Annotated in this window: 14 protein-coding genes; 8 read left to right on the plus strand and 6 right to left on the minus strand. The window is 75.0% G+C overall.

The window, feature by feature from the left end:
* The first annotated feature begins 21 nt into the window (after positions 1–21).
* From ureA to EV188_RS27605, 4 genes are read left to right on the plus strand one after another with little or no spacing between them, the layout of a single operon-like run.
* The gene (gene ureA, locus EV188_RS27590; protein WP_133829548.1) at positions 22–612 is read left to right on the plus strand and encodes an urease subunit gamma; all 591 of its coding nucleotides are present in this window, start codon (positions 22–24) and stop codon (positions 610–612) included.
* Positions 609–2,297, plus strand: a complete 1,689-nt coding sequence (locus tag EV188_RS27595; RefSeq protein WP_133829549.1) for an urease subunit alpha — start codon at positions 609–611, stop codon at positions 2,295–2,297. Before ureA ends, EV188_RS27595 begins: the two co-directional genes overlap by 4 nt.
* Before the next feature lie 3 nt (positions 2,298–2,300).
* Positions 2,301–3,962 carry an amidohydrolase gene (locus EV188_RS27600; protein WP_243742038.1) on the plus strand — a complete coding sequence of 554 codons (1,662 nt, stop codon included), beginning with the start codon at positions 2,301–2,303 and terminating at the stop codon, positions 3,960–3,962.
* A complete protein-coding gene (locus EV188_RS27605; RefSeq protein WP_133829550.1) occupies positions 3,959–5,269 on the plus strand; it encodes an MFS transporter in 1,311 nt (436 codons plus the stop codon). The genes EV188_RS27600 and EV188_RS27605 overlap by 4 nt, the downstream gene beginning before the upstream one ends.
* Positions 5,270–5,318: 49 nt before the next feature.
* On the opposite strand, the gene EV188_RS27610 is transcribed toward EV188_RS27605, so the two are convergent.
* Positions 5,319–6,542: an FAD-dependent monooxygenase gene (locus tag EV188_RS27610; RefSeq protein ID WP_166660124.1), complete on the minus strand. Its 1,224-nt coding sequence runs from the start codon at positions 6,540–6,542 to the stop codon at positions 5,319–5,321.
* A gap of 113 nt (positions 6,543–6,655) precedes the next feature.
* Between EV188_RS27610 and EV188_RS32020 the strand changes: the two genes are divergently transcribed.
* Positions 6,656–6,805: a hypothetical protein gene (locus EV188_RS32020; RefSeq protein ID WP_166660125.1), complete on the plus strand. Its 150-nt coding sequence runs from the start codon at positions 6,656–6,658 to the stop codon at positions 6,803–6,805.
* On the opposite strand, the gene EV188_RS27615 is transcribed toward EV188_RS32020, so the two are convergent.
* Positions 6,802–7,923 (minus strand): aminotransferase class I/II-fold pyridoxal phosphate-dependent enzyme, encoded by a 1,122-nt coding sequence (locus EV188_RS27615; RefSeq protein ID WP_133829552.1) that lies wholly within the window; start codon positions 7,921–7,923, stop codon positions 6,802–6,804. The genes EV188_RS32020 and EV188_RS27615 overlap by 4 nt on opposite strands.
* A gap of 76 nt (positions 7,924–7,999) precedes the next feature.
* The gene (guaA, locus tag EV188_RS27620) at positions 8,000–9,559 is read right to left on the minus strand and encodes a glutamine-hydrolyzing GMP synthase (protein WP_243742039.1); all 1,560 of its coding nucleotides are present in this window, start codon (positions 9,557–9,559) and stop codon (positions 8,000–8,002) included.
* A 77-nt stretch (positions 9,560–9,636) separates the two neighbouring features.
* Between guaA and EV188_RS27625 the strand changes: the two genes are divergently transcribed.
* Together EV188_RS27625 and EV188_RS27630 are read left to right on the plus strand one after the other, a co-directional pair.
* Complete coding sequence (locus EV188_RS27625) at positions 9,637–10,251, plus strand: PadR family transcriptional regulator (protein ID WP_133829554.1); 615 nt, start codon at positions 9,637–9,639, stop codon at positions 10,249–10,251.
* A complete protein-coding gene (locus tag EV188_RS27630; protein WP_133829555.1) occupies positions 10,248–11,579 on the plus strand; it encodes an FAD-dependent oxidoreductase in 1,332 nt (443 codons plus the stop codon). The genes EV188_RS27625 and EV188_RS27630 overlap by 4 nt, the downstream gene beginning before the upstream one ends.
* A gap of 50 nt (positions 11,580–11,629) precedes the next feature.
* Here EV188_RS27630 and EV188_RS27635 read toward each other — a convergent pair whose 3' ends face one another.
* Positions 11,630–12,787 (minus strand): cytochrome P450, encoded by a 1,158-nt coding sequence (locus EV188_RS27635; RefSeq protein WP_133829556.1) that lies wholly within the window; start codon positions 12,785–12,787, stop codon positions 11,630–11,632.
* Between the two features lie 73 nt (positions 12,788–12,860).
* On the opposite strand from EV188_RS27635, the gene EV188_RS27640 reads away from it, so the two are divergent.
* Positions 12,861–13,472, plus strand: a complete 612-nt coding sequence (locus EV188_RS27640; RefSeq protein WP_133829557.1) for a TetR/AcrR family transcriptional regulator — start codon at positions 12,861–12,863, stop codon at positions 13,470–13,472.
* Here EV188_RS27640 and EV188_RS27645 read toward each other — a convergent pair.
* Together EV188_RS27645 and EV188_RS27650 are read right to left on the minus strand one after the other, a co-directional pair.
* Positions 13,429–14,478, minus strand: coding sequence for a maleylacetate reductase (locus tag EV188_RS27645; protein WP_243742040.1), 1,050 nt, complete (start codon positions 14,476–14,478; stop codon positions 13,429–13,431). The two genes, EV188_RS27640 and EV188_RS27645, sit on opposite strands and share 44 nt — an antisense overlap.
* A 20-nt stretch (positions 14,479–14,498) precedes the next feature.
* On the minus strand, positions 14,499–15,458 hold the full coding sequence (locus EV188_RS27650) for an amidohydrolase family protein (protein WP_133829558.1): 960 nt from the start codon (positions 15,456–15,458) through the stop codon (positions 14,499–14,501).
* Positions 15,459–15,473: the final 15 nt, after the last annotated feature.

The raw sequence follows: 15,473 nt of genomic DNA on the forward strand, positions 1-15,473 counted from the left end.
GTCGCCGCACCGGGAGGACCCGTGCACCTCACCCCGCGCGAGCAGGAGAGAGTGCTGCTGCACAGCGCGGCCGAGCTCGCGCGCCGTCGACTGGCGCGCGGTTCCGTGCTGGGCGCCGCCGAGGCCGTCGCGCTCGTCTGCGACGAGATCTGCGAGCTGGCGTGGGACGGCCACGACCTCGACGACGTGGTGCGCCGCGCCCGCGAGCTCGTGGGCCCCGACCAGCTGGTCGACGGCGTCACCGCGGCCGTCCCGTCGCTGCAGGTCGAGGCGCTCTTCCCCCACGGCACGACGCTCGTGCACGTGGACCGCCCGTTCGGTCCACCGGTCCCCGACGGTCCGGGCACCGTGCGGCCGGCCGCGGGGACGATCGAGCTCGCGCCCGGACGGGACCGGCACGACGTCGTCCTGCGCAACGACGGCGACCAGGCGATCTGGGTGAGCTCGCACGTCCCGCTCGACCGGCTCAACCGCCGGCTGCGGGTCGACGTCGCCGACGGCGCCGACCCCGCGCACCTGCGCCTCGACATCGCCGCGGGCACGGCCCTGCGCGTGGAGGTCGGGACGACGCGCACCGCGACCGCGGTCGGCCTCCGGGGAGGGTCCCGATGACCACGATGGACCGCACCGAGTACGCCCGGCTCTACGGCCCGACCACCGGCGACCGCGTGCGCCTCGGCGACACCGACCTCTGGGTGGAGGTCGACGCCGACGACACCGAGCCCGGCGAGGAGATGCTCGGCGGCTGCGGCAAGACCGCCCGCCACGGCGCGCTCGTCACCGACCGGGCGCCCCGGGACAGCGCGCTCGACCTCGTCGTCCTCGGGGTCCTGCTGCTCGACCCCGTGCTGGGTATCCGGAAGACGTCGATCGGGGTCAAGGACGGGCGGATCGTGGGGGTGGGCCGCGCCGGCAACCCCGACGTGCAGGACGGCGTCGAGCTCGTCGTCGACGCCCACACCGCGATGGTGCCGGGCGAGGGGCTGATCGCGACGCCGGGCGCCGTGGACTCCCACGTGCACCTCTCCAACGCCGACCTGGCCCCGGTCGCCCTGTCCACCGGCGTGACGACGCTGGTCGGCATGGGCATCGGCGGGGTCTGGGACGTCGGCGCCAACCCCGCACCCAACCTGCACACGCTGATGGCCTCGTGGACCGGCGCGCCGGTGAACGCCGCGTTCCTCGCCCGCGGGTCGTCCGGGTCGGCGGACCTGCTGGAGCGCGCGGTGCTCGCCGGGGCGGGCGGGTTCAAGGTCCACGAGGACTGGGGCGCCGGCCCGGACGCCATCGACACGTGCCTGGGCGTCGCCGAGCAGGCCGACCTGCCCGTCGCCCTGCACACCGACACCCTGAACGAGTCCGGCTACCTCGACGACACCCTCGACGCGATCGGCGGGCGAACGGTGCACGCGTACCACGTCGAGGGCGGCGGCGGGCATCCCGACCTGCTGCGCATCGTCGGTCGCGCGTCGGTGCTGACGTCGTCCACCACGCCCACCCTCCCGCTCACGGCGGCGACCGTGCGCGAGCTGGGGCCGATGACGATGACCGTGCACCGCGGGCACCCCGACCTGCCCAGCGACCGCAGCATCGCCGCGAGCCGCATCCGCGAGCACGCCATCGCCGCGGAGAACCGGCTGCACGACGACGGCGCCATCGCGATCGTCAACTCCGACGCGCTCGGCATGGGCCGCATCGGCGAGACCGTGCGCCGCACCTGGCAGCTCGCCCACGTGCAGGCCCACCTCGCCGGTGAGATCGGCCCGGACGTCGCGAACAACGCCCGGGTGCTGCGCTACCTGGCGAAGCTCACCCACAACCCGGCCGTGGCGCACGGGCTCGCCGGCCACGTGGGCTCGCTGCGGACCGGGCGGGTCGCCGACATCGTGCTGTGGTCGCCCGCGTGGTTCGGCGCGGCGCCCGAGCTGGTGATCAAGTCCGGGTTCGTCGCGTGGGGTGCGGCCGGCTCGGGGTCGGGGTCGACGCGGCTCACCCAGCCCCGACGGATGCGCGGCTTCCACGGAGCGCGCGGTGACGCGCCGGCCCGCCTCGCGCACCAGTTCGTCGCCGCCGCCTGCCTCGACGACGCCACCGCCCGCGCCGCCCTCCCGACGGGGCCGCGCTACACGCCCATCGCCGGGAGCCGCGGCCTCGGGTCGGCGGACATGCTGTTCAACACCGCCACGCCGGACGTCGAGATCCCCGGCGAGCCGTCCCCGGTGCGCGTCGACGGCCGCGAGGTGCCGGTGCATCACGCCGACCGGCTGCCCCTGACCCGCCTGCACCACCTGGGGTGAGACGTGCACATCGACCTGCTGCTCCGGGACGCCGACGTCCACACCCTCGACGACGCGCACCCGCGCGCACGGGCGCTGGCCGTGCACGGCGGCCGCGTCCTGGCCGTGCTCGACGACGACGAGCTGCCCGCCGGGGTGCACGCCCGCCACGTCGTCGACGCCGGCGGGGCCACCGTGGTGCCCGGGTTCGACGACGCGCACCAGCACACCGCCTGGTTCGGGCAGTCGCTCGGCGAGATCGCGCTCGGTGCGCTGCGCGATCTCGACGCCGTGTACGACGCCGTCGCGGCGCGGGCGGCCGAGCTGCCGCCCGACGCGTTCGTGGTCGGCAGCGGCTACGACGACGTCGCCCTCGGTGGCTCGCCGGACCGGCGCGCGCTCGACCGTGCCGGCGGCGGCCGCCCGGTGTGGCTCAAGCACCGGTCCGCGCACGTGTGCGCCGTGTCGACCTCGGTCCTGGAGCGCGCGGGGGTCCTCGACGGCAGTGCCGCGATCCCCGCCGGCGGCGTCGTGGTGCGCGACGAGGACGGCGAGCCGACCGGCGTCCTCCTCGAGGCCGCGCAGGCGCTGGCCGGCGACCTGCTGCGGCCGTACTCCGTCGAGGACCTGGCCGACGCCATCGCTGCGGCCACCGCGGTGTTCGCCCGCGAGGGCATCACCCACGTCACCGAGGCCGGCATCGCCGGCGGGTGGATCGGCCGCTCCCCGCGCGAGCTCGCCGCCTACCAGCTCGCCCGGGAGCGCGGCGACCTCGCGGTGCGCGTCGACCTCATGCCGGAGACCTCGGTCCTGCGCGACACCGACGGCGGGCCGGGCCGGGGCCTCGACCTCGGCCTGCGCCCGGGCCTCGGTGACCTCGACCTGCGCATCGGACCCATGAAGATCTTCTTCGACGGCGCCCTGAGCTCGCGGACGGCCGCGATGCGGGAGCCGTACGCGGATCGCGACCACGCGGGCTACCTCGGCGACGACCCGGACGTCCTGCGCCGCGCCCTCGTCGAGGCCGTGGCCGGCGGGTGGTCGGTCGCCGCGCACGCCATCGGCGACCGCGCGGTGGACGTCGCGCTCGACGCGTTCGAGGAGGCGGGCCGGCGACCGTGGCCCGGCGTCCGCCCGCCCCGGCACCGCCTGGAGCACGCCGGGGTCGTCGACGACGCCGCGCTCGCGCGCATGGCCGCCCTCGGCGTCACCCCGGTCCCCCAGGCCCGGTTCCTGCACGAGATCGGGGACTCGATGGCCGCGGCGGTCGGCGACGACCGCGCCGACCTGCTCTACCGGCACGCGTCGTTCCTGCGCGCCGGGCTGCGGGTGCCCGCGAGCTCCGACCGGCCGTGCGTCGCCGACGGTCACCCCCTGCGCGGGATCCGGTCGATGGTGCAGCGGCGCACGGCGGCGGGCCGGGTGCTCGGCCCCGAGGAGGCCGTCGACGCCGAGACCGCCCTGCGCTCCTACACCGTCGACGCCGCCTGGGTCGCCGGTGACGAGGACGTCCGCGGGCACCTGTCCCCCGGCTTCGCCGCCGACCTCGTCGTCCTCGGCGACGACCCCCTCCGCGTCGACCCCGACCGCCTCGGCGACATCGAGGTCGTCGCCACCCTCCGGGACGGGCGCGCCACCCACGGCGCGGGCGTCCTGGGCCTGCCGCCCGACGGAGACACACCATGAACACTGCACCGCAACCGACCGAGGCCGACGCCCGCCGCGTGGCCGTCGGGGCGTTCGTCGGCACCGCGCTCGAGTGGTACGACTTCTTCCTCTACGGCACCGCCGCGTCCCTGGTGTTCAACCGCCTGTTCTTCACCACCGGCGACCCCGTCGTCGCGACCCTCGCCGCGTTCGCGTCGTTCGCGGTCGGGTTCGCCGCCCGCCCGCTCGGCGGCATCGTGTTCGGCCACCTCGGCGACCGCATCGGGCGGCGCGCCTGCCTGCTGATCACCGTGGTGATGATCGGCGCGGTCACCGGGATCATCGGCCTGCTGCCCGGGTTCGCCGACATCGGCGTCGCGGCGCCGGTGCTGCTCACCCTGCTGCGGCTGCTGCAGGGCGTCGCGGTCGGCGGCGAGTGGGGCGGCGCGATCACCCTCGCCGTCGAGCACGCCCCGCCGGGCAAGCGCGGGCGCTACGCGGCGATGCCGCAGATCGGCTCGCCGGTGGGCACCCTGCTGTCGTCCGGGGCGTTCCTGCTGGTCGCGCTGCTGCCGCCCGAGGACTTCGACACGTGGGGCTGGCGGCTGCCGTTCCTCGCGGCGTTCCCGCTGCTCGGCGTGGCCCTGTGGCTGCGCCGGCGGGTCGAGGAGTCGCCGCTGTTCGACCGCCTGCTCGCCGAGGACGCGCGCGCGTCCGCCCCGGTCCGCGACGTCGTCGCCCGCGCATGGCCGGCGCTGCTCGTGGGCGCGGGCTCGGCGTTCCTCGGGGTCGGCGGCTTCTACCTCGCCACCACGTTCGTCATCAGCTACGCGACCGGCGACCTCGACCTGCCGCGCCCGCTGGCCCTGGGCGCGACGCTCGTCGCCGCCGTCGTCGAGATCGGCGTGCTCGTCCTGGGCGGCCGGCTCGCGGAACGCTTCGGGTCCGCGCGGGTGACGGTGGTCGGCGGGCTCGCGTCCGCCGTGGTCGCGCTGCCGATGTTCTGGCTGCTCGACACCCGCAACGCCGCCGCCGTGATCTTCGGGGTGACCCTCGGCGTCGCGGCGCTGTCGATCCCGTACGCGGTCTCGGGCGACCTGCTCGCCCGGCTCTTCCCGGCGCGCGTGCGCTACAGCGGCATCGCGCTCGCCGCCAACCTCGCCGGGATCGCGTCCGGGTTCGTGCCCCTCGCCGCGACGGCGGTGCTCGCCGCGGCCGGCGGGGCATCGTGGGCCCCGGGCCTGCTGCTGGTCGGGATCGCGCTGATCACCGTGGTCAGCGGCCTCGCGGCGCCGCGCCTCTACGTCCCGGACACCGAACTGACCACCGAGGGCGTGGCGAGGTGAGTCAGCGTGGCGGCCACGCTCTCACTCAACGTCAGGAAAGCCCCCACGATCACGGCGCACCGGCGGCGATGACCGGCACCGGCGCCGGCACGTCGACGCGGTTGCGCCGCCCCGCGTAGCGCGGGAACCCCGGGACCCGGGCGAGCGTCCGCAGCGCCGTCGGCGGCCCGGCGTCCCCCGCGTCGATCCGCTCCGCCGCGAGGCGTTCGGTGCGGACCTGCGCCCGCTGCTCGCGCTCGACACCCGGGCGGCGGGCGGCCTCGAGGCCGGCGGCGGCGTCGTCGAGCTGCGCCGGGTCGGGCGGCGTGCGGCGCAGGGGGCCGACGAGCCGGTTCGCGAGGTCGGCGGCGTCGGCGAGCGCCAGGTTGATCCCGTTGCCGCCCACCGGCGAGACGACGTGCGCCGCGTCGCCCAGCAGCACCAGCCCGGGGCGCGTCCAGCGTTCGACGGTCGTGATCCGCACGGGCAGCAGCGTCAGGTCGGCGACGTCGCGCAGGTCGTCGAGCCGTCCCGCGAGCCACGGCAGCGCCCCCACCGCGGCGTCGCGCAGCGCGTCGATGCCGCGGGCCCTGACCTGGGCGAGCGAGCCGGCGCGGATCGTCCAGCCGAGCTGCCAGTCGCCGCGCTGGTCGAGCAGCGCGACGCTGCCGGTCGGGGTGCCGAAGAGGTCGAGACCGGAGTACGACGGGTCGTCGGCGCGGCGTGGGAACGCGTGCCAGAGGATGTCGAGGCTCGCGCCGAGCTCGGTGGCGACGAGGCCGGACGCGGCGCGGACCTTGGAGTTCCGGCCGTCGGCGCCGACGACGAGCGCGGCGTCGAGCTGGTGCTTCTCGGCCTCGACGGTGTAGTCGACGCCGCTCACGCGGCCGGCGTCGTCGTGGCGCAGGCCCGAGAAGCGCGCGCCCATCAGCACGCGGGCGCCGTGTGCTGTCGCGCGGTCGGCGAGCCAGGGCAGGAACGCCGCCTGCGGGATCAGCGCGTAGAAGGGGAAGCGGCTGCTGGCGCCGCGGTAGTCGACGAGGGTCCAGGTGCGCTCGGCGGTGTGCCAGCGGAAGGCGTCGGACCGGGTGTGGGGCACCTCGTCGAGCAGCGGACCCGCGAGCCCGAGCGTGTCGAGGTACTCGAGGACACCCGGCGCGAGCGTGTCGCCCCGGAAGCGGCGGGCGAAGTCGTGGCGCGACTCCAGCAGCGTCACCGACGCGCCGCCCCGCGCGAGCAGATAGGTCAGGAGCACCCCGCCCGGACCACCGCCGACCACCACCACGTCACTCACTCCACCACCATACCTCTCGATGATGGAGAGATTCGGTCGATCTCTTGACCATGCCCCGACGGCACGGTGCGCAATGGCTCCGCACCCCTCGGGACCGTGGCAGGAGGACACCCATGAACACCCTCGACGCGGAGCTGGCCGCCGTCATCGAGCGACTCCGGCGCCTGCGCGCCGAGGTCCAGCGAGCCCTCGACACCAATGATCGTGGCGGCTTTCCTGACACCCAACGTGAGCGTGGCCGCCAGGCTGACACGAGGACTTAGAGCTTGCGCAGACGCAGGAGCGCGTCGGCGAGGATCTCGTCGCGCTTGCAGCAGGCGAAGCGGACCTGGGTCTCCACGCCCACCGGGGAGGCGTGGAAGACCTGGTTCGGCACCGCGGCGACACCCACGCGCTCGGGGAGCGAGCGGCAGAACTCCAGGGAGTCGGTGACGCCCAGCGGCGCCACGTCGGCGGTGACGAAGTAGGTCGCCTTGGAGTGGAAGACCTCGAGGCCCAGCTCGCGCAGGCCGTCGGTGAGCAGGTCGCGCTTGCGGGCGAGGTCGTCGGCGAGGTGCGCGAGACGGTCGTCGGGGAGCTCGAGACCCGTCGCGATGCCGTGCTGCAGCGGCGTGCCGGCGGCGAACGAGAACCACTGCTTGACGCCCAGCACCTTCGCCACGAGGTCCGCGGGTCCCGTCGCCCAGCCGATCTTCCAGCCGGTGACCGAGAACGTCTTGCCACCCGAGCCCACGGTGATCGTGCGCTCGAACATGCCGGGCAGCGTCGCGATGGGGACGTGCACGTTGTCGTCGAACACGAGGTGCTCGTAGACCTCGTCCGACAGCACGACCAGGTCGTGCTCGACGGCGACGTCGGCGATCGACTGCAGCTCGGCGCGCGAGAGCACGGCGCCGGTCGGGTTGTGCGGGGTGTTGAGCACGATCATCTTCGTCCGCTCGGTCACCGCCGCCCGCAGCGCGTCGGCATCCAGCGCGTAGTCCGGCGCGTGGATCCGCACGGGCACCAGCGTCGCGCCGAGCAGCGCGGCCGTCGCGCCGTAGAGGTCATAGTACGGCTCGAGCGCGATCACCTCGTCGCCCGGCGAGAGCAGCCCGGTCATCGCCGAGGACAGCGCCTCGGACGCGCCGGAGCACACGACGACCCCGCCGTCGGCCGCGACGTCGAGCCCGTACCAGCGACGCTGGTGGTCGGCGATCGCGTGCCGCAGCGACGGGATGCCGACCGCGGGCGGGTACTGGTTCCAGCCCTTGTGCATCGCGGCGACGGCGGCGTCGACGACCTCGCGCGGACCCGGCGTGTCCGGGAACCCCTGACCGAGGTTGATCGCGTCGTTCTCGGCCGCCAGCCGGGACATCTCGCTGAAGATCGTCTCGGCCATCAGGAGGTGACCTCCGGTCTCGTGAGCACTTTCCGGTGCCATAGCACCAGAAAGTGCTCACGTGCGCGCAGCGCCCCTACTCCCACTCGATCGTCCCCGGCGGCTTGCTCGTCACGTCCAGCACGACCCTGTTGATCTCGGCGCACTCGTTGGTGATTCGTGTGGAGATGCGTTCGAGCACGTCGTAGGGCAGGCGCGTCCAGTCCGCGGTCATCGCGTCCTCGCTGGAGACCGGGCGCAGCACCACCGGGTGCCCGTAGGTCCGGCCGTCGCCCTGCACCCCCACCGACCGCACGTCGGCGAGCAGCACCACCGGGCACTGCCAGATCACCTCGTCCAGCTGCGCCGAGGTGAGCTCCTCGCGGGCGATTGCGTCCGCACGTCGCAACGTGGCGAGCCGTTCGGCATCGACGGAGCCGATGATCCGGATCGCGAGCCCCGGCCCCGGGAACGGCTGGCGGCGCACGATCGTCTCCGGCAGCCCGAGCTCCGCGCCGACGCGGCGCACCTCGTCCTTGAACAGCGCGCGCAGCGGCTCGACCAGCGAGAACTGCAGGTCGTCGGGCAGGCCGCCGACGTTGTGGTGCGACTTGATCGTCGCGGCGCCGGACCCGCCGCCGGACTCGACGACGTCGGGGTAGAGCGTGCCCTGGACGAGGAAGTCCGCGCCCTTGCCCTGCGCGACGTCCCGCGCCGCCCCCTCGAACGCCCGGATGAACTCGCGCCCGATGATCTTGCGCTTCTCCTCCGGGTCGACGACGCCGTCGAGCTCGCGCAGGAAGGTCTCGGCGGCGTCGACGGTGACGAGGTCGACCCCGGTGGCGGCGACGAAGTCGCGCTCGACCTGGGCCCGCTCGCCCTCGCGCAGCAGGCCGTGGTCGACGAAGACGCAGGTCAGGCGGTCGCCGATCGCGCGCTGGACCAGTGCCGCGGCGACGGCGGAGTCGACGCCGCCCGACAGCCCGCAGATCGCCCGTCCGTCGCCGACCTGCGTCCGGATCGCCGCGACCGTCTCGTCGATGATGTTGGCGGTGTTCCAGTCGGCGGGGACGCCCGCGACGTCGCGCAGGAAGCGGCGCAGCACCTCCTGGCCGTGCGGCGAGTGCCCGACCTCCGGGTGGTACTGGACGCCGGCGAAGCGCCGGTCGACGTCCTCGAACGCGGCCACCGGCGCGCCGGGCGAGGAGGCGGTGACCGTGAAGCCCTCGGGCGCCTTCGTCACGCCGTCGCCGTGGCTCATCCACACCGGGTGCGCGTCGGGCAGCTCCGTGTGTAGCCGCCCCGCGTCGCCCGCGACCGAGAGCTCGGTGCGCCCGTACTCGCGGTCGCCGGTGTGCGCGACCGTCCCGCCCAGCGCGCCGGCCATGAGCTGGAAGCCGTAGCAGATGCCGAACACCGGGACCCCGGCGTCGAACAGGGCGGGGTCGATGCTCGGCGCGCCCTCGGCGTACACGCTCGCCGGCCCGCCCGAGAGCACGATCGCCGCCGGATCCTTGGCGAGCATGTCGTCCACCGGCGTCGTGTGCGGCACGACCTCCGAGTAGACCTGCGCCTCGCGCACCCGGCGGGCGATGAGCTGCGCGTACTGGGCGCCGTAGTCGACGACGAGGACGGGGCGCTCCCCACTGGCGGTCACGCCGTCCATTGTCGCGCTCGCCGCTCCCCGGATGCACCTTGCCCTTTAGTGTCGACGACACTAGTGTCGCCGTCACCATGACACAGCGCTCCGGACTCGCCCTCGCCGTCCTCGCCCTCGCCGCCGAGGAGCCCATGCACCCGTACCGGATGCAGCGGCTCCTGCGGGAGCGCGGCAAGGACCAGGTCGTCAACCTCGGCCAGCGCTCGCAGCTCTACAAGACGATCGACCGCCTCGTGCGCGACGAGCTGCTCGTCGCGCAGGCCACCGAGCGGGAGTCCGCGCGCCCGGAGCGCACCGTCTACGCGGTCACCGAGGCGGGCCGCGAGCTCGCCGTCACGTGGACCCTCGACATGCTCACCGCGCCGCGCCACGAGTTCGCGGAGTTCACCGCGGCGCTGTCCTACCTGCCGCTGCTCGACCACGAGGTCGCCGCCGACGCGCTGGCCCTGCGCCTGTCCGACCGGCGCAGCGAGCTCGACCGGATGCGGCGCGAGCTCGACCACGTCCGCGACGTGCTGCCGCGCGTCGTGCTCCTCGACAACGAGTACGCGCTCGCCCACCTCGAGGCCGACGTCACCTACGTCGCCGGCCTCCTCGACGACCTGCGCTCCGGCGCCCTGCAGTGGGACCGCGCCGAGCTCCTGGACATCGCACGCCGGGTCGACGGCGGCGGGGAGGAAGCACCATGAAGGTCATCATCATCGGCGCCGGCACCGGCGGGATGTGCCTCGCGCACGGTCTGCGTCGCGCGGGGATCGAGGTCGCCGTCCACGAGCGCGACCGGACCCGCACGAGCGGGCTGCACGGCTACCGCGTGGGCATCTCGCCCAACGGCGCCCGCGCGCTCAAGGCCTGCCTCGACCCGGAGCTGTTCGCGACGTTCGTGGCCACCACCGCGGCGCCGTACACGACGCTCGCGATGCTCACCGAGCGGTACCGCACGCTGATCAGCATCGACTTCGCCGACCTCTCGCACACCAGCGACGGGCCCGAGGACAGCGAGCACAACGTCAGCCGCATGACGCTGCGCCAGGTGCTGTTCACGGGCATGGAGGACGTGATCACGTTCGACCGCCGGTTCACGCACTACGAGCAGCACGCCGACGGGCGGGTCACCGCGCACTTCGACGACGGCAGCTCCGACACCGGCGACCTGCTCGTCGGCGCGGACGGCGCGGGCTCGCGGGTGCGGCGCCAGCACCTCCCGCACGCCACGCACACCGAGACCGGGCTCGTGGCGATCGGCGGCAAGACGCTGCTCACCGAGCGGTCCGAGCAGCTCGTGCCCGAGGCCGTGCGCCACGGCTTCGGCATGTACTTCGACCGCCGCGGCCAGTTCGGGATCACGCACATGGTGCGGATGCCGTGGGGCCCCGACGGGAGTGTCGGTGGCAACGACCGCGAGCTCCTCGAGCGCTGGCCCGGCCTGCGCTTCGACAACACCACCGACTACGTCTCCTGGGCGATCACGACGTCGCGCTCGATCGCGCCCGCCGACCTCCTCGAGCGCACCGGCGCCGACGCCCTCGCGCTCGCCCGGGAGCTCAGCGCCGGCTGGGACCCCCGCTGGCTCGACCTGATCGCCACGGCCGACCCGGGCTCGACGGTGGCCCTGGGCATCCGCACCGCCGACCCCGTCCCGGCGTGGGCGCCGAGCACGGTGACGATGGTCGGCGACGCGATCCACACCATGACCCCGGGCCGCGGGGCCGGCGCCAACACCGCGCTGCGCGACGCCCGCGAGCTGCGCGACCGCCTCGTCCGGGTCCGTGACGGCGAGCTCGGGCTGGTCGAGGCGGTCGGCGAGTACGAGGACCTCATGCGCCGCTACTCCTCGCTCGCGGTGCGCGAGTCGCTGGAGTTCATGAACGACAACGGCACCGCGCGCCGACCGGTGATCGGGCCGCTGTCGGTGATGGCGCAGCGCACGGGCATGCGCGTGATCGACCGCATCCCGCCGGCCAAGCGCCGCATGGCCCGCGGGATGCAGAAGGTGCGCGACTCCGAGCTGGTGTGAGGGGCGGAGCCCACGTGAGTGGAATGGGTCGCCCTGGCGACCCATTCCACTCACGTGCGGAGCATGAGCACCGTCGGGCCGGAGTCGACCTCGCCGCGGTGCCACGGGATCTCGGCGACCGGGACGGCCAGGCGCAGGTGCGGGGCCCGGCGGGACAGCGCGGTCAGCGCCGCGGTGAGCTCGACGCGGGCGAGCGCCGCGCCGAGGCAGTGGTGCGGCCCGCGCCCGAAGCCGAGGTGCGGCCCCGGGCGCCCCGGGCACAGCGCCTCGGGGTCGGGGAAGCGCGCCGGGTCGTGGTTGGCGGCCTCGAGGCGCAGCAGCACCTTCTCCCCCGCCACGATCGTCACGTCCCCCAGGGCGAGGTCGGACTGCGCCCACCGCGGGAACACCTCGACGCCCGTCCGCCGCACGAGCTCGTCGACGAGGTCCGGGACGTCCGGACGCTCCGCCAGCCCGGGGAGCAGGTCGTCCTGCAGCAGCCGCACCACCGCGACGGCCAGGCCGCCCCGGATCGTGATCACGCCGGCCGCGAGCAGGGCCGTGACCAGCGCGATCAGCTCGCCGTCGTCGAGGCGCCCGTCGTCGGCGTCGCGGATCCCGACGAGCGCCGAGAGCAGGTCGTCGCCCGGCCGCTCGCGGGCCGCCGCGACCAGCTCCGACGTGAACCCCATCAGCGCGCCCCACGCCCGCTCGGCCTCGGCGAGCAGCGCGGGGTCGCCGGGGTCGGCGCGCAGGGCGTCGTCGACGAGGACCCGGAAGTGCGGGTGGTCCTCCAGCGCGACGCCGAGCAGCAGCCCGAGCGACCCGACCGCGAGCGGCGCGGCGACCAGGTCCACGAGGTCCGCCGGCCCGTCCTCGGCCGCCGCCACGAACGCGGTGACGTGCTCGTCGGCGAGCTCCTCGATGCGCGGCGCGAGCTCCGCGACCCGCCGCGGCGTGAACGCGCGCGCCACGAGGCGGCGCAGGCGGGTGTGCGCCGGTCCGTCCTGGAACAGCGACGCGCGCTCGTCGACGGGGACGCCGGGCGGGGTGAGGCCGAGGTGCGGGTCCGCGAGCCCGGCCGCGACCAGCTCGTGGGACGTGACGAGCCACGCCGGCGTCCCGTCCGCGCCGGCGACGCGCGCCACCGGCTCGTGCTCCTGCAGCCACCGGTACGCCGCCGGCGGGGTCGTCGGGTCGAGTCGCTCGAGCGGCAGCGTCGTCTCCACGGGAGCCTCCTTCACGTTGCAGGTGCAACGTAACGGAGGTGGCGTTGCACGTGCAATGTGACAGGGTGGGCCCGTGCCGAAGCTGGTCGACCCCCACGAGCGCCGGACGCTGCTCGCGGACGCACTGCTGCGCGTGGCCGCCGAGCGCGGGCTGATGGACGTGAGCCTGCGCCACGTCGCCGCCGAGGCCGGGGTGACCGCGGGGATGGTGCAGCACTACTTCCGCACCAAGGACGAGATGATGATCTTCGCGCTGGACGTCGTCGCGGCGCGCGTGCAGGCCAGGTTGGAAGACGACCCGGACCCGCGCCGCCTCGTGCGCTCGCTGCTCGTCCAGCTCCTGCCGCTCGACGCCGACCGCGAGCTCGAGGGCCGGGTCGCCGTCGCGTACCACGCCTACGCGGCGACCCGCCCCGACGTCGCCGCCCGGCTGCGACAGGACACGATCGGCATGCGTGCCGCGGTCGCCGAGCGCATCCGCGCCGCCGGGCATCCCGGCCCGCTCGACCCCGACGTCGCGGCCACCGGCCTGCTCGCGCTCGTCGAGGGCCTCGCCGTGCACGTCCTGGGCGGCCACCTCGCGCCCGACGACGCGCTCGCGACGCTCGACGCCCACCTCGACCTGGCGTTCGGGACGCCGGTCAGTACGCCGCCTCCAGCAGCGCGGTCAGGCTCTCGCGCGTGACCGGCGCGGGGTTCGCGTAGGGCTGGGCGAGCACGGCCTCGACGACACGCGGCAGCCCGTCACGGGGCATCCCGATCGCCGCCAGCGAGGTGGGCGCGCCGAGCTCGCGGGCCCGGTCGGCGAGCGCCCCGGCCGCGGCGCCCGGGTCGACGCCGAGCGCCCGCCCCAGCGCCGCCACCGCGGCCGGCGCCGACGGCCCGTTGTGCGCGACGACGTGCGGGAGCACGACCGCGTGGGTCTCGGCGTGCGGCAGGTCGAACGAGCCGCCGAGGACGTGGCAGAGCTTGTGGTGCAGCGACATCGTCGTGGCCCCGAGCACCGCGCCGCAGAGCCACGCGCCCTGCAGCGCCCCGGAGCGCGCGTCGAGGTCGTCGGGGCGCTCGACGACCGCCGGCAGCGCGGCCAGCAGCGACCGCGCACCCTCCTCGGCCATCACGGCGGTGATCGGCGTGCCGTCCGGGGCCCAGAGCCCCTCGACGGCGTGCGCGACGGCGTTGAGCCCGCTCGTCACCGACAGGCCGACGGGCAGCGAGCGCGTCAGCTCCGGGTCGTAGACGACGGTGCGCGGCAGCACCGCGCGGTCGCGACCCGTGCGCTTCTCGCCGTCCTCGGTCAGCCCCCAGATCGGGGTCATCTCCGAGCCGGCGTAGGTCGTCGGCACCGCCACCACGGGCAGCCCGTGGCGCAGCGCGACGGCCTTGCCCAGCCCGACCGACGACCCGCCGCCGACCGCGACGCACCCGTCGGCGCCCAGCTCGCGGGCCCGGTCGGCCGCCGCGGCGGCGATCGCCGCGGGCACGTGCTGGCGCGCCTCCGGGAACACGCCCGCGGCGCGCCCGTCGAGCCCGTCCGCGGTCGCCCGCAGCGTCGCCTCCTGCTCGGGCGTCCCGAGCACGAGCACCCGCCGCAGCCCGAGGCGCTCCACCTCCTGCCCCAGCTCGGCGAGACGGCCGGGGCCGAAGACCACGCGCATGGGCAGCGCGTCGTGGACGAAGGAGTGGCTCACGCCGGTCACGGTACGACCGCTCAGAGCCGCAGCAGCCGCTCGGCGTTCCCGTGGGCGATCTTGACCCGGTCGGCCTCGCTGATCGGGGCGGTGCGCAGGAACTCGGTGGCGACGTCCATCTCCTCGAAGGGGTAGTCGGTGCCGAAGAGGATGTGGTCGGACCCCAGCGCGAGCAACGAGCACAGCAGCGGCGCGGCGGAGCAGACGCCGCTGGTCGTGATGTAGAGGTTGTGCCGCAGGTACTCCGACGGGCGGCCGCGGGCGAGCTCGATGCCGTGGTGGGCGTGGAAGTCCCAGCGCGAGTCGAGACGCCACAGCGTGAACGGCAGCGCCTCGCCCATGTGCCCGAGCAGCAGCTTCGCCTCGGGGAAGTCGTCGAAGACGCCGGAGAAGATCAGGCGCAGGGCGTGGGACGCCGTGTCGGTGCCCCAGCTCCACATCGGCCCGATGAGCTCGGGGTGCCCGGAGAGCACGTGCGCGGCGTCGACGCCGTTGGCGGGGTGCAGGTAGAGCGGCACGTCGAGGCCCTGCGCGTACTCCCAGACCACCCGCAGCTCGGGGTCGTCGAGGTAGCGCCCGTGGGTGTGGGCGTTGACGAGCGCGCCGCGCAGCCCCAGCTGGGTCACCGAGCGCTCGAGCTCCTTCGCCGCGGCCTGCGGGTCCTGCAGCGGCAGCGCGGCGAACCCGGCGAAGCGGGTGGGGTGCGCCTCGATGGTGGACGCGAGCAGGTCGTTGACGGCGGTGGCGCGCGAGACGGCGAGCGCGGCGTCCGGCTCGGCCTGCAGGCCCGGCGAGTTCAGCGAGAGGACCTGCACGTCGAGGCCGGCGGCGTCCATGCGCTCGAGCCGCGCGCCGGTGAGGTCGTGCAGCCGGCGCGACATCTCCTCCCAGACGTGGGGCTCCGCGATCGTCGCCGTCCCGGCGCCGTAGGGCGCGAGCTCCGGGGTCACGAAGTGCTCTTCCAGGCCGATCGTCCGCATCCTGCCCTCGATCTC

It is taken from the genome of Actinomycetospora succinea (assembly GCF_004363095.1).
GTDB lineage: Bacteria > Actinomycetota > Actinomycetes > Mycobacteriales > Pseudonocardiaceae > Actinomycetospora > Actinomycetospora succinea.